Annotated in this window: 11 protein-coding genes; 5 read left to right on the top strand and 6 right to left on the bottom strand. The window is 70.4% G+C overall.

Going from position 1 to position 12,862, the window contains the following annotated elements; translation table 11 throughout:
• The first annotated feature begins 113 nt into the window (after positions 1 to 113).
• Positions 114 to 1,685 carry a carboxylesterase/lipase family protein gene (locus ABZV58_RS20580; protein WP_355001757.1) on the top strand — a complete coding sequence of 524 codons (1,572 nt, stop codon included), beginning with the start codon at positions 114 to 116 and terminating at the stop codon, positions 1,683 to 1,685.
• Between the two features lie 3 nt (positions 1,686 to 1,688).
• Here the strand turns inward: ABZV58_RS20580 and ABZV58_RS20575 are convergent, their stop codons facing one another.
• From ABZV58_RS20575 to ABZV58_RS20565, 3 genes are all read right to left on the bottom strand, one after another.
• A complete protein-coding gene (locus ABZV58_RS20575; RefSeq protein ID WP_355001756.1) occupies positions 1,689 to 3,002 on the bottom strand; it encodes a cytochrome P450 in 1,314 nt (437 codons plus the stop codon).
• A gap of 110 nt (positions 3,003 to 3,112) precedes the next feature.
• Positions 3,113 to 3,835, bottom strand: coding sequence for a TIGR03089 family protein (locus ABZV58_RS20570; protein WP_355001755.1), 723 nt, complete (start codon positions 3,833 to 3,835; stop codon positions 3,113 to 3,115).
• Positions 3,836 to 3,850: 15 nt separating this feature from the next.
• Positions 3,851 to 5,323, bottom strand: a complete 1,473-nt coding sequence (locus ABZV58_RS20565) for an LCP family protein (RefSeq protein ID WP_355001754.1) — start codon at positions 5,321 to 5,323, stop codon at positions 3,851 to 3,853.
• A 184-nt stretch (positions 5,324 to 5,507) separates the two neighbouring features.
• Between ABZV58_RS20565 and rfbD the strand changes: the two genes are divergently transcribed.
• The 3 genes from rfbD to ABZV58_RS20550 all read left to right on the top strand — a co-directional run bounded on the left by rfbD (position 5,508) and on the right by ABZV58_RS20550 (position 8,603).
• Complete coding sequence (gene rfbD / locus ABZV58_RS20560; protein ID WP_355001753.1) at positions 5,508 to 6,368, top strand: dTDP-4-dehydrorhamnose reductase; 861 nt, start codon at positions 5,508 to 5,510, stop codon at positions 6,366 to 6,368.
• Between the two features lie 219 nt (positions 6,369 to 6,587).
• A complete protein-coding gene (locus tag ABZV58_RS20555) occupies positions 6,588 to 7,493 on the top strand; it encodes a glycosyltransferase family 2 protein (RefSeq protein WP_355001752.1) in 906 nt (301 codons plus the stop codon).
• A 30-nt stretch (positions 7,494 to 7,523) separates the two neighbouring features.
• The gene (locus ABZV58_RS20550; protein WP_355001751.1) at positions 7,524 to 8,603 is read left to right on the top strand and encodes an NDP-sugar synthase; all 1,080 of its coding nucleotides are present in this window, start codon (positions 7,524 to 7,526) and stop codon (positions 8,601 to 8,603) included.
• Between the two features lie 30 nt (positions 8,604 to 8,633).
• Here the strand turns inward: ABZV58_RS20550 and ABZV58_RS20545 are convergent, their stop codons facing one another.
• Together ABZV58_RS20545 and ABZV58_RS20540 are read right to left on the bottom strand one after the other, a co-directional pair.
• The gene (locus tag ABZV58_RS20545) at positions 8,634 to 9,332 is read right to left on the bottom strand and encodes a response regulator (RefSeq protein ID WP_355001750.1); all 699 of its coding nucleotides are present in this window, start codon (positions 9,330 to 9,332) and stop codon (positions 8,634 to 8,636) included.
• Complete coding sequence (locus ABZV58_RS20540; protein WP_355002205.1) at positions 9,329 to 10,822, bottom strand: sensor histidine kinase; 1,494 nt, start codon at positions 10,820 to 10,822, stop codon at positions 9,329 to 9,331. The genes ABZV58_RS20545 and ABZV58_RS20540 overlap by 4 nt, the downstream gene beginning before the upstream one ends.
• A 257-nt stretch (positions 10,823 to 11,079) precedes the next feature.
• Here ABZV58_RS20540 and ABZV58_RS20535 point away from each other — a divergent pair, with 257 nt between their 5' ends.
• Positions 11,080 to 12,444, top strand: coding sequence for a cation:dicarboxylase symporter family transporter (locus tag ABZV58_RS20535; RefSeq protein WP_355001749.1), 1,365 nt, complete (start codon positions 11,080 to 11,082; stop codon positions 12,442 to 12,444).
• A gap of 151 nt (positions 12,445 to 12,595) precedes the next feature.
• Here the strand turns inward: ABZV58_RS20535 and ABZV58_RS20530 are convergent, their stop codons facing one another.
• Complete coding sequence (locus ABZV58_RS20530; RefSeq protein WP_355001748.1) at positions 12,596 to 12,814, bottom strand: DUF4287 domain-containing protein; 219 nt, start codon at positions 12,812 to 12,814, stop codon at positions 12,596 to 12,598.
• Between the last annotated feature and the right edge of the window lie 48 nt (positions 12,815 to 12,862).

Below are 12,862 nucleotides of genomic sequence, written 5' to 3'. Positions count from 1 at the left end.
CCTGTGGCACTCCGTAACCGCACGTACCCTCGAATTAGAGATCACGACGTGCGGACCCGGGGTGTAGCAAACCCGCAGCGCACCGACGGGTCGTGGGCAGGAGGTGCGGAACGATGAGCACTCAGTTCGAGATCGAGCCGGGCTGGGATGTGGACGGCGCCGAGCCCATAGTCGAGACGACGTCCGGCCGGGTGCGTGGTTTCCTCGCCGGACCGGTCGCCGCCTGGCGCAGCATTCCCTACGCGGCGCCCGTCACCGGCACGCGGCGGTTCCGTCCGCCGACCCCGCCGGAACCGTGGGACGGCGTGCGGGACTGTCTGACCTTCGGCGCGATCGCCCCGCAGACGATGGGCACCATGGTGCCGGTCGATTCGGAGCTACGGATGGGCGAGGACTGTCTGTGGCTGAACGTGTGGGCGCCGCGCGCCCGCTCGGAGGAGCCACGCCCGGTCATGGTCTGGCTGCACGGCGGCGCCTACTGCCTCGGCACCGCGGCACAGGCCATCTACGACGGCCGCCGGCTGGCCGAGGCGGGCGACGTGGTCGTGGTCGGCGTCAACTACCGGCTCGGCGCGCTGGGCTTCCTCGACCTGTCCTCGCTGTTCCACGGCTTCACGCCGAACCTCGGCCTGCACGATCAACTCGCCGCGCTCGAATGGGTGCGCGACAACATCGCCGGGTTCGGCGGCGATCCGGACAACGTGACGCTGTTCGGCGAGTCCTCCGGCGCGGGCTGTGTGACGGCGCTGCTCACCGCGCCGCGGGCGGCGGGGCTGGTCCATCGCGCCATCGCGCAGAGCCCGCCCGCCACCACCGTCTTCGGTCCGGAGCGGGCCGCGATCGTGGCGCGGCGCTACCTGGAATTGCTGGGGATGTCCCCGACGCAGGCCCTCGACCTGATCGACCTGCCGATCGAGCGCGTGGTGCAGGCGGCCGGGGTGCTGCTCGACGAGATCCCGCTCGAGGAACCAGGCCGCCTCGCCGCGGCGCCGGTGGTGGACGGCGATCTGCTGCCCGGCTATCCGATCGACCGATTCCAGCGGGGTCGCTCGCACCCGGTGCCGCTCATCGTCGGCACCAACAAGGACGAGGCCTCGCTGTTCCGGCTGTTCCGTTCGCCGATCATGCCGGTGACGCCGGACGCGGTGAACCTGATGCTGCGGGACGTGGCGGCAGGTCACCCGGGGCTGTCGGCCGAGCGGATCGCCGAGATCACCTCGGCCTACCCCGATCTGGCCAAGACCCGCGGCGCGCTGGCCATGTCCACAGACGCGGCGTTCCGCATGCCCGCGCACTGGGTGGCCGACGCGCACGCGGCCCACTCGATGACCTGGGCCTATCGCTTCGACCACGCCACACCGATGCTGCGCGCGGCCCGCGTCGGCGCCGGGCACGCCACCGAATTGCCGTATGTCTTCGGCAATTTCGGCACGCTGAACCACGACCCGACGTTCTGGCTCGGCGGCCGTAAGCAGGCGACGGAGGTGTCGGGGCGGATGATGCGCCGCTGGCTGGCCTTCGCGCGACACGGCGTGCCCGCCGCGCTGGACGGTTCCAAGCACTGGCCGCCGTACCGGCCCTCCACCCGCACCACGCTGCTCGTCGACGCCGTCGACCGCGTCGTCGACGATCCCAACCGGGACCTGCACACCGCGTGGGGCGATCAGGCCGTCGGCTTCAGCTGAGCCTCAGACGGAGGTCGGCTCCGGCGCCTTGGCCACCGCGCGGCGGCCAAGCCGCACCGGCATCCGCTCGTAACCGTGCAGCGTGAACAGGCTCCTGCGCCGCGGCTCGCCGTCCAGGCGCAGGTCGGGGAACCGCTCGAACAGCGCGCGCAGCGCGTACACGCCTTCCATCCGGGCCAGGCTGGCGCCCAGGCAGGCGTGCACGCCGTTGCTGAACGACAGGTGATCCTTGGCGTTCGCGCGGGCCACGTCGAAGCGGGTCGGATCCGGGAAGATCTTCGGATCGCGGTTCGCACCCGCCAGCGAGAGCACCAGGGTGTCGCCCTTTCGCAGCTGCCTGCCGTCGAGTTCGATGTCGGCCAGCGCGGTGCGCGCGGTGGTCTGCACGGGCGAGTCGATGCGCAGCACTTCCTCGATCGCGTTCGGCCACAGCTCCGGTTCGTCGCGCAGCCTGGCGAGCTGGTCGGGATGACCGAGCAGCTGCACGACGCCGTTGCCGATCAGATTCACCGTGGTCTCGAAACCCGCGCCCATCAGTAGGCTCGCGGTGGCCTTCAGCGCGTAGTCGTCCAGTTCGCCCGCGGTGACGAGAGTGCTGAGGATGTCGTCGCCGGGCTCGCGGCGCAGGCGGGCGATATGACCGTCGAAGTAGTCGTTCATCACCTCCATCGCCTTCATGGCGCGGTGGTGCGCGCGCCACGAGATGCCGACGTCCAGCAGCGGGGTCAGCTGGTCACCCCAGGCGAGGAAGCGGGCGCGGTCGGAATCGGGGAAGCCGAGCATCTCGGAGATGATCGCGATCGGCACCTGCGAGGCGAACGAAGTGATCAGATCGGCCGAGCCGCCGGAGGGCAGCGCGTCGAGCAGTTCCTCGGTGACCGTTTCGACGCGGTCGCGCAGCTTGGCGATGGCGCGCGGGGTGAACGCCGAGGCGACCGGCTTGCGCATGGCCGTGTGGTCGGGCGGATCGATCACCAGCATGGAGGGCGGGTCGACCGGATTGGGTGGCATCGGCGCACGGCCCCCGAGCAGCCGCAACGGCTTGGGGATGTCGAAGCTCTCGGGGGTGCGCACACCGAAGCGGGTGTCGCGCAGCACGGCCCTGGCCAGTTCGTGGTCGAAGGTGGCCCAGGACAGCGGCGTGCGCACGATCCGGCCGCGGGCGCGTAGCTCCTCGATGAGCGGATAGGGATCGGAGATGCCGTCCGGCCCGCCCATCAGCCGCGCGAACGGATCACCGCGACGCGCCTGGGTGCGCAGGACCAGCCTCGGCGTGCCCTGCTGCGACAACCAACGGAACGAATACTGCGGCTTCATATCCCACCAACCTCATCGTTGTGCGATATGTCCACCGTACGGACTCGAGGCCGATTCTGGAACGTGCTCCGGTCGGATGCGTTCTCCTACCCGGGTAGGAGAACGCGGCGTCAGCCGACCTGGACGGTGACGCGCTCGCTCTCGATGCGGCGCTCCCGACGGTCGGGGTCCGGATTGACGACCTGCACCAGGGAAGCGCCCGCGGCGAGCACGGCGACGAAACCGTTGATCAGCTCGTCCGCGGTGTCCCACGGCGCGCTCGACAGCACCCGGTCGCCCTCCGCGAACCCTTGGCGCATGGCCGATTTGCGTGCGGCGGCGAGCACCTCGGCGACCTGCATGCCGTCCAGCGCGACGCCGGTGCCGCGCGGGAAGAACTGATCGCCGTGCACGCGCACCGCGGTGGCGAAATCGGTGATGCCGACCGGCAGGTCACGGACGGGCGCGCCGAGCGGGTCCAGCGAGAGCGCGGCGACCTCGGCGACGCCGTCCGCGTCATCGATGCGGTCGGCCGTCACCAGCGCGAGATCGGCGTCCGGATCGGGACTCAGCACCACCTCGGTGCCCGCCCACCAGCAGCCGAGCAGTACGGCGGCGGTCTGCCAGTGCGCGGGCAGCAGCACCGCGACCCGCGCGCCGGGGCTCAGGCCGAATTCGTCGCGAATCAGGTTGGCCGTCTTGGCCGCCCAGTTCGCCAGCGTCAGGCCGGACAGCTCGATCCGGGCGCCGGTGGCGTCGTCGTAGTAGGTGACGCGCGGTCCCGCGGGCTCGCGGGCGAGGATCGGATCGAGCACCGCCTCGGTGAGGGTCAGTGCATGGGTCTTGTCACGCATCAGTGGCTTCACGCTTCAGTTCACGCATTTCGGTCCATTCTGGCCTGCGTCGATCGGTGGGGCGGGCGGAACCGGCGTCGCGGTCGTCGACGTTCCGGAGAAGTCGAACGTGGAGCTCGCGGCCGAGCCCGGCCCAGAATAGTCGCTCGCCAGCACGACGCTCACCGAGTCCGGTGACATCGACGGATCCGCGACCACCGTGAGCTTGCCGAGGGCTTCGGCGACCGCCTTGGCCTTCGGATCCGCGCTGTCCGCCGCGAGCACGCGGCTACCGGTGACACTTCCACCGGAATAATTGCCCACCCGGCCCGCTTGGAAACCCTTCGCCGTCAAGGCCTGCGACACCTGACCGGCCAGACCCCCGACCCCGCTGGCGTTGAGCACGTTCACCGTGACCGTCGCGGGATCCACCGCGGGCGGGGCGGACTCCTCGGCCTTCTCCCCGACGAGCGAGGCCACATAGGACTTGACCGCCTTCGGCTCCACCCGGACCACGGACTCGCCGTCGCTGGTCGTGCCGTTGAGATCGGCCACCGGAATGGTCTCGAACTCGACCTGGCCGCCGGAGAGATCCTGGAGTTGCTGGAGGAACGCGACCACGTCCCAGCCCTCGTCGAGCACTACCGTGCGCCCGACCGCCTCGCTCAGGTGGCTGAGCCGCGCCGGACTGCTGAGCGTCTTCGCGCTGAGCACCTGACCGACCAGCTGGGCCATGAACACCTGCTGGCGCACGATCCGGTCCAGGTCGCCGCGCTGCAGGTCGTGGCGCTGGCGCACGAAACTCAGTGCCTGTCTGCCGTCCAGCCGCTGACGGCCCGCGGGGAAGTCCGCGCCCGACATCCACTCGTCCACCGGATTGTTCAGGCACACCTCCACGCCGCCGACGGCGTCGGTGAGCAGCACGAAGCCGAGCAGGCTGACCTCGGCGTAGTGGTCGACTGTGATGCCGGTCAGGTTGGCGACGGTCTTGATCAGCGCCTGCCGCCCCGCCTTGGTCGACTTCTGCTCGGCCTCGACCTCCGCGACGCCCTGTTCGATGAGCTTCTGCCGCTCGGTCTCCTTGGTCGCGCCGTACGCCGAATTGATCTTGCCCGTGCCGATGCCCGGGATGTCGACGTAGGAATCGCGCGGCAGCGAGATGGCGGTCGCGGAGCTGCCGTCGTTGGGCACCCGGACCAGCACGATGGTGTCGGTGTTGGTGCCCACCTCGTCGCCCGCGTGCAGCATCGCGCGCTCGGCGTCGGTGAGCGGGTTGCCGTGCGCGTCGGTGCGGCTGTCCACGCCGACGAGCAGGATGTCGACCGCGCCGTCGCGGCCGCCGCCGAGGCCGAGGTCGCCGATGCGCTGGATGTTGGAGATCAGCGAGTCGACGCTGTGCCAGGCGAATCCGGTGATGACGAGCACCACGGCGGCCAGTGCCGCGACGAAGGCGTGCACCGGGCCCCACGAACCGTCGCCGGTCTGCGCGCCGGCTGGTCGCGACGGCATCGATGTGCTCCTCCGCTGCAACTGAGCATCCTCTCGACAAGCCCCACTGTTCACCCCGACCACCCCCGCGGCTCCCGCGGCCGATCCGTAGATCCCGCAGCCCCGGAGCCGTCGCTCAAGGCTAACCAACGGTTACCCCACGGGACGGCACCCGCGAGTGTCACGGCGTGCCAGACTTGCGACCGTGACCGCCGCCGTACCGCCCGCCGCCGCTCGTCTCGTCGTCACCGGGGCCGGTGGACAAGTCGGCAGGGAGCTGCTGCGCCTCGCGCCGCGCGCTCGCGGATACGGGCGCGCCGACCTCGACATCACCGACGCCGACGCGGTGCGCGCCGCGATCGCCCCCGGTGACGTGGTGCTCAACTGCGCCGCGTACACCGCGGTGGACAAGGCCGAGTCCGAGCCCGATGCCGCCTTCGCGGGCAACGAGACCGGCCCGGCCGTGCTCGCCGCCGTCTGCGCGACCGTCGAGGCCCGGCTCATCCATCTCTCCACCGACTATGTCTTCCCGGGTACCCAGCGCGCGCCGTACGACACGGACGATCCGACGGGGCCCGCCACGGTGTACGGACTATCCAAACTGGCGGGGGAACGGGCGGTCCTGGAAACGGCGCCGAATTCGCATGTGGTGCGGACGGCCTGGGTGTACAGCGGGCGCGGCGGTGATTTCGTCGCGACCATGCTGCGGCTGGAACGCGAGCGCGAGACCGTCGACGTGGTGGACGACCAGATCGGGTCACCGACCTACGCGGCGGACCTCGCCGCAGGCCTGCTCGAGCTCGTCGCGCGGCCGGACGCGCCGCGGCTGCTGCACGCGACCAACGCGGGCGTGGCGAGTTGGTTCGACCTGGCGCGGGCGGTCTTCGCGGAGGTCGGCGCCGACCCGGAACGGGTGCGACCGTGCGATTCAACGGCCTACCCCAGACCCGCACGGCGCCCGGCCTATTCGGTGCTGTCGGACCGGGCTTGGCGATCGGCCGGGTTGACGCCGCTGCGGGACTGGCGCGCCGCGCTGCACGACGCGCTGCGCGCGAGCCGGGAATGACGGCGAGAACCGCTCGGCCCGTGCCCTTTTCGACGCGCTCGGCGGTCCGTCGCCGACCGGCTCGGAAGACCGATCGGTCTGCCATCGGTCCTGCACCGGGGCACGCGCGGTCGCGTCGTTCCGACTAGGCTCGCGTGTTGTGAACGAGCGTCAGCGAGCGAACCGACGACACAGCGCGCCTTCGCGCACGATGCAGCCGAGCGTCAGCGAGGCGGCATCGTGAGCGCTTCCGATTCCTTGGCTTCCGGTGGCCTTGCCGTCGTCACGGTGACTTATTCGCCCGGCGAGCACCTCGAGCACTTCATCACCACCCTCGCCGACGCCACCAGCGAGAAACCGCAGGTGATCCTGGCCGACAACGGGTCGGTCGACGGCGTGCCCGAGCTGGTGGCCGAGGCCAACTCGCACGTGCGGCTATTGCGCACCGGCGGCAACATCGGATACGGCGGCGCGATCAACCGCGCCGTGACCGAGATCGACCCGAGTATCGAGTTCGTCGTCATCGCCAACCCCGATATCCGCTGGGGCACCGATTCCATCGATAAGCTGCTCGAGGCCGCCAAGCGCTGGCCGCGGGCGGGCGCGCTCGGCCCGATGGTGCTGGAGCCGGACGGCAGCGTGTACCCGTCGGCGCGCTCGGTGCCCGGTCTGCTGGACGGCGCGGGTCACGCCATCCTGGGCACCGTGTGGCCCGGCAACCCGTGGACCCGCCGCTACCGGCAGGAGAACGAGGAGATTTCCGAGCGCACCGTCGGCTGGTTGTCCGGCTCGTGCCTGTTGGTGCGCCGCGCCGCCTTCGACTCGATCGAGGGCTTCGACTCGCGCTACTTCATGTACATGGAGGACGTCGACTTCGGCGACCGCATGGGCAAGGCGGGCTGGCACAACGTGTTCGTGCCGACCGCCGAGGTCACCCACGCCAAGGGCCACGCTGCGGGACGCCATCCCGAGGTGATGCTGCCCGCGCACCACGCCAGCGCGTACCGGTTCCAGGCCGACCGGCATCCGCACTGGTGGCAGGCGCCGCTGCGGCTCGCGTTGCGCGCCGGACTTGCGATTCGCTCCCGGATTGCGGTTCGATCTGCGCTGCGTGAGTTGGCTCGGGAACAGGGTCGACAGGCGTAGCAGCGCGGCCGACGAACTAGGGGAATATTGATGGCAGGACATCCAGGCACCGACGCCGTGATTCTGGTCGGCGGCCAGGGCACGAGGTTGCGTCCGCTGACCCTCTCGGCGCCCAAGCCGATGCTGCCGACGGCGGGCCTGCCGTTCCTCACCCACCTGCTCGCCCGCATCGCCGAGGCCGGGATCACCCACGTCGTGCTGGGCACCTCCTTCAAGGCGGAGGTGTTCGAGGAGCACTTCGGCGACGGCGCCGAGCTCGGTCTCGAGCTGGAGTACGTCACCGAGACCGAACCGCTCGGCACCGGCGGCGGCATCCGCAACGTGCTGCCCAAGCTGCGCGCCGACAACGTGATGGTCTTCAACGGTGACGTGCTCGGCGGCACCGACCTCGGCGCGATCCTGGACACGCACGAGTCCACCAACGCCGATGTGACGCTGCACCTGGTGCGCGTCTCCGATCCGCGCGCGTTCGGCTGCGTGCCCACCGACGAGAACGGCCGGGTCACCGCGTTCCTGGAGAAGACCCAGGATCCGCCGACCGACCAGATCAACGCCGGTTGCTACGTCTTCCGCCGCGAGTACATCGAGAAGATCCCGTCCGGGCGTCCGGTGTCGGTGGAGCGCGAGGTCTTCCCCGCGTTGCTCGCCGAGGGCGCGCGGGTGCAGGGCCACGTCGACTCGTCGTACTGGCGTGACATGGGCACTCCCGAGGACTTCGTGCGTGGCTCGGCCGACTTGGTCCGCGGCATCGCCCCCTCGCCCGCGCTGCCGGGTCAGCGCGGCGAATCCCTGGTCCACCCCGGCGCGGGCGTCGCCCCCGGCGCGCTGCTCATCGGCGGCACCGTGGTCGGCCGCGGCGCGGAGATCGGCGCGGGCGCGCGCCTCGACGGCGCGGTGATCTTCGACGGCGCCGTCGTCGAGGCGGGCGCCACCGTGGAACGCTCCATCATCGGCTTCGGCGCCCGCATCGGCCCGCGCGCGCTGGTCCGCGACGGCGTCATCGGTGACGGCGCGAACGTCGGCGCCCGCTGCGAGCTGCTGCGCGGCGCGCGCGTCTGGCCCGGCGTCGAGATCCCGGACGGCGGTATCCGCTTCTCCACCGACGTCTGAGATCCGCACCGGACGCCAGAGAGTTCGCGGTCAGTCGGTGCGTTTCCAGACGTAGCGGGTTTTGGGGCGGCCCGCGCGGCCGTAGTCGGAGCGGCGGACGACCAGGCCGTCGTCGGCCAGCTTCTCGAGGTAGCGCCATGCGGTGATCCGGGAGACGCCGATGCCGGTCGCGGTGTCGGCGGCGGTGATGCCGTCCTCGGCGGTGCGCACGATCCGCGAGATCTCCTCGAGTGTCTGCGGCGCGACGCCTTTCGGGGTGTTGGCGCGCTGGTCCGGAGTGCGCAGCGCGCTGAGCGCGCGGTCGATGTCGAGCTGGGTCAGCGCGGACTCGCCCGCGGGCAGCGCGGTGCGGAACTCCCGGTAGCGCTCCAGCTTGTCGTGGAAGGCGGCGAAGGTGAACGGCTTCAACAGGTAGAGCACCACGCCGTTGGCGACGGCCGTGCGCACCATCGCCAGGTCGCGCGCCGAGGTGATGGCGATGACGTCGGGACTGGGCGCCATCCCGCTGAGCGCCGCCGCGACGTCCAAACCGCTGGTGTCGGGCAGGCCGATGTCCATCAGCACCAGGTCGACCGGTGTGCCCTCGGCCGCGGCCGCGGCGGTCGCCCGCATCGCCTCGCGTCCGGTCTGCGCGATGCCGACCGGTGTGAAGCCGGGAATGCGCTCGACGTAGGCGCGGTGCGCCTCGGCGATCAGCGGCTCGTCCTCGACTATCAACACTCGGATCACGATGCGTCCTTTCCAGCGCCGCGCGGAATCGTCACGGTCACCGCGCTTTCCGGCTCGCGGCGGGCGTCGATCGCCCCGCCGTGCCTGGCGATCACGCGGTGCACCAGCGCGAGGCCGAGCCCGTGATGATCGTCTTTGGTGGTGTAGCCGCGCTCGGCCGCGCGCGCGAAGATCTGTGCCGACATACCGGGCCCGCTGTCGGTGACGCGCAGGAACAGGTCCGAATCGGCTTGGCGCAGCGTGGTTTCCACCCACGCGCCCGCGCTGCCCGCGGCGGCGTCGATGGCGTTGTCGATCAGGTTGCCGACCAGCGTGACCGCCTCGCGCGCCGAGAGCGGCGCGATGGCGTCGAGGGCGGTGTCCTCCGAGATCGTCAGCTCCACACCGCGTTCGGCGGCCTGGTTCACCTTGCCGAGCAGCAGCGCGGCCAGTGCCGGATCGCCGACCGCACCCATCATCCGGTCGATGAGCGACTGGGAGAGCTGGAGTTCGGCGGTCGCGAATTCGACCGCTTCGCGGTGCTTGCCGAGCTCGACCATGGTGACCACCGTATGCAACCGGTTGGCCGACTCGTGCGCTTGGGCGCGCAGCGATTCGGCGAAACCGCGTACCGAGTCGAGTTCGCCTAGGACGCCGCGCAATTCGGTGTGGTCGCGGATGGTCATCACGGTGCCGAGGGTGCGGCCCTGCGAGGTGACCACGTCCTGGTTGACCAGCAGAATCCGGTCGTTGGTCACGTGCATCTCGTCGCGGACCACGCCCCAGCTCATGCGCTGCAACGAGATCGGCAGATCCTCGCGGTGCACGTCGCCCTCCGGCAGATCGAGCAGCCGCCGCGCCTCGTCGTTGACGACCTCGGCCCGCGCGCCCGCGCCGAAGACCACCAGGCCCTCGTGGATCGAATGCAGCACCGCGTCGTGGTGTTCGTACATCACGCGCAACTCGTCCGGCGCGAGGCCGTGCGTCTGGCGGCGCAACCGGCGGCTCAGCAGGAACGAGCCGAGCGCGGCCACGACCAGACCCGCGCCCGCCACGCCGAGGATCTTCGGCAGCTGCGCGGCGACCTGATCGCCGATGCGCGCCCGGGTGACGCCCGCGGACACCAGCGCCACGATGCGGTCGCCGTCGTACACCGGAGTCACCGCGCGGATGGACGGCCCGAGCGTTCCGGTGAACGTCTCGGTGAACGTCTCCCCGGCCAGCGCCCTGTCGATGTTGCCGCTGAACGGCTGGCCGATGCGTTCGGGATTGGTGTGGGTGAACCGCGTCCGGTCCGGCGCCATCACCACGATGAAATCCATCCGGGTCTGCAACCGGATCCGCTCGGTCACCGGTTGTAGCTGCGCGCTGGGATCGGCCGAGAGCACCGCCGCGCGGGTGGACGGCGCCTGCGCCAGGCTCACGGCCACGTCGGTGACTTCGTGCTCGGTGGTCACGTCGCTGGTGTGCCTGGCGTCGAACACCGCGAGCACCGCGGCGCCGGCGATCATCAGCGCGAGCACCACGAGTTGCAGGACGAAGGCCTGACCCGCCAGGGAGAGCCGGAGGCGGCGCGGCCGCTCGTCCCGGCGAGGACGCGCGCGCGACCCGGACCCGGCGGCGTCTGTGAAGCGACGACGTCGCACGAGCTGACCTCCACTGAACGTTATGCACCAAACAGTGACCCGCGTCACGCGGGTCGTCATCATTTTGCACAGGCGGCCGGGACGGCTCGCATTCCGGTACCACTCGGAGGACATGATTCGCCATGAGCGATACACCTCGCGCTGTTCGGCGCGACCGCACCCACTGGCTGTATCTGGCGGTCATCGCCGCGGTCGGCGCGGGCATCCTCGTCGGCTGGCTCGCGCCCGACGTGGGCGTCTCGCTCGCGCCGCTCGGCACCATGTTCGTCGACCTGATCAAGATGATGATCGCCCCGGTCATCTTCTGCACCATCGTGCTCGGCATCGGCTCGGTGCGCACCGCGGCCACCGTCGGCAAGGTCGGCGGGCTCGCGCTCGGCTACTTCCTCGTCATGTCGACGATCGCGCTCGGCATCGGCCTCGTGGTCGGCAACCTGCTGGAACCGGGCAGCGGCATGAACATCGCCAAGACCGCGGGCGCGGGCGCCAAGTACGCCGATCAGGCGCACAGCGCGGGCGGCACTTGGGATTTCATCAACGGCATCATCCCGACCACGCTGGTCTCCTCGCTCACCGCGGGCAGCGTGCTGCAGGCGCTGTTCGTCGCGCTGCTCGTCGGCTTCGCGGTGCAGGCCATGGGCAGCGCGGGCGAGCCGATCCTGCGTGCGGTGACGCTGGCGCAGAAGCTGGTCTTCCGCATCCTGTCGATGATCTTGTGGCTGGCGCCGATCGGCGCGTTCGGCGCGATCGCGAACGTGGTCGGCAAGACCGGCCTGGACGCCGTGGTGCAGCTGGCCACCCTGATGATCGCGTTCTACCTGACCTGCCTGGTGTTCGTGTTCGGCGTGCTCGGCGTGCTGGTGCGGGTGGTGTCGGGCGTGTCGATCCTGAAGCTGGTCCGATACCTGGCTCGCGAGTACCTGCTCATCGTCGGCACCTCGTCCTCGGAATCGGCACTGCCGCGGCTGATCGCGAAGATGGAGCACCTGGGCGTCGAGCGGACCACCGTCGGCGTGGTCGTGCCCACCGGCTACTCGTTCAACCTGGACGGCACCGCGATCTACCTGACCATGGCCTCGATCTTCATCGCCGACGCGATGGGCAAGCCGCTCAGCCTGCCCGAACAGCTCGGCCTGCTGCTGTTCATGATCGTCGCGTCGAAGGGCGCCGCGGGGGTCACCGGCGCGGGTCTGGCCACCCTCGCGGGCGGGTTGCAGAGCCACCGGCCCGAACTGCTCGACGGCGTCGGCCTGATCGTCGGCATCGACCGCTTCATGTCGGAGGCCCGCGCGCTGACGAACTTCTCCGGCAACGCCGTCGCGACCGTGCTGATCGGCACCTGGACCAAGACCATCGACGTGGACCAGGTCCGGCGGGTGCTCGACCGCGAGCTGCCGTTCGACGAACGCACCATGGTCGACGAGCACGGCGCGCCGGAGTCCGCCGAACCCGCCGAACCCGCCGAGAAGAGCCTGGTCTCGGCCTGACCCCTGAGACGTCCCGGCCAACGCCGGGGCCGCGGGCGGCATCGCTCCATCCACCCCCTCCGCACGGTGCCGCCCTGGCGATCGACGAAGGGCCCGCGTTATCCCGCGGGCCCTTCGTTCGTTTTCGTTGGTGCTCAGGTATTTCCGGTGGTCAGGCGACCGCCCACTTCTCCGGATTCAGGTGGTACTGGACGAGCGCGGTGGCGTGGCCGTGGCCGATGCCGTGCTCGGTCTTCAGCAACTCGACCAGCGCCTTGTGCCCGGCCAGACCCGAATCGCGCAGCACGGTGAACCACTCGTCGATGCCGCGGCCGTACTTTGCCTCGATGTTGGGGAAGTAGGACGCGGGGCCGTGCGGCTTGGTCGCCATGGTCGTCTCCTCTGCTCGAAGTGCGTTCACAGGTAAAGACGGGACCTC

Origin of the sequence: Nocardia sp. NPDC004654 (assembly GCF_040609595.1) — a bacterium.
Classification (GTDB): Bacteria; Actinomycetota; Actinomycetes; order Mycobacteriales; family Mycobacteriaceae; genus Nocardia.
This window is presented reverse-complemented; position numbering and strand designations above follow the sequence as displayed.

What these genes read in the sequence shown, in the direction of transcription:
- ABZV58_RS20580 (WP_355001757.1), top strand. Translation starts at nt 114, where the DNA reads ATGAGCACTCAGTTCGAGATCGAGCCGGGCTGGGATGTGGACGGCGCC.
- ABZV58_RS20575 (WP_355001756.1), bottom strand. Translation starts at nt 3,002, where the DNA reads ATGAAGCCGCAGTATTCGTTCCGTTGGTTGTCGCAGCAGGGCACGCCG.
- ABZV58_RS20570 (WP_355001755.1), bottom strand. Translation starts at nt 3,835, where the DNA reads ATGCGTGACAAGACCCATGCACTGACCCTCACCGAGGCGGTGCTCGAT.
- ABZV58_RS20565 (WP_355001754.1), bottom strand. Translation starts at nt 5,323, where the DNA reads ATGCCGTCGCGACCAGCCGGCGCGCAGACCGGCGACGGTTCGTGGGGC.
- ABZV58_RS20550 (WP_355001751.1), top strand. Translation starts at nt 7,524, where the DNA reads ATGGCAGGACATCCAGGCACCGACGCCGTGATTCTGGTCGGCGGCCAG.
- ABZV58_RS20540 (WP_355002205.1), bottom strand. Translation starts at nt 10,822, where the DNA reads ATGATCGCCGGCGCCGCGGTGCTCGCGGTGTTCGACGCCAGGCACACC.
- ABZV58_RS20535 (WP_355001749.1), top strand. Translation starts at nt 11,080, where the DNA reads ATGAGCGATACACCTCGCGCTGTTCGGCGCGACCGCACCCACTGGCTG.
- ABZV58_RS20530 (WP_355001748.1), bottom strand. Translation starts at nt 12,814, where the DNA reads ATGGCGACCAAGCCGCACGGCCCCGCGTCCTACTTCCCCAACATCGAG.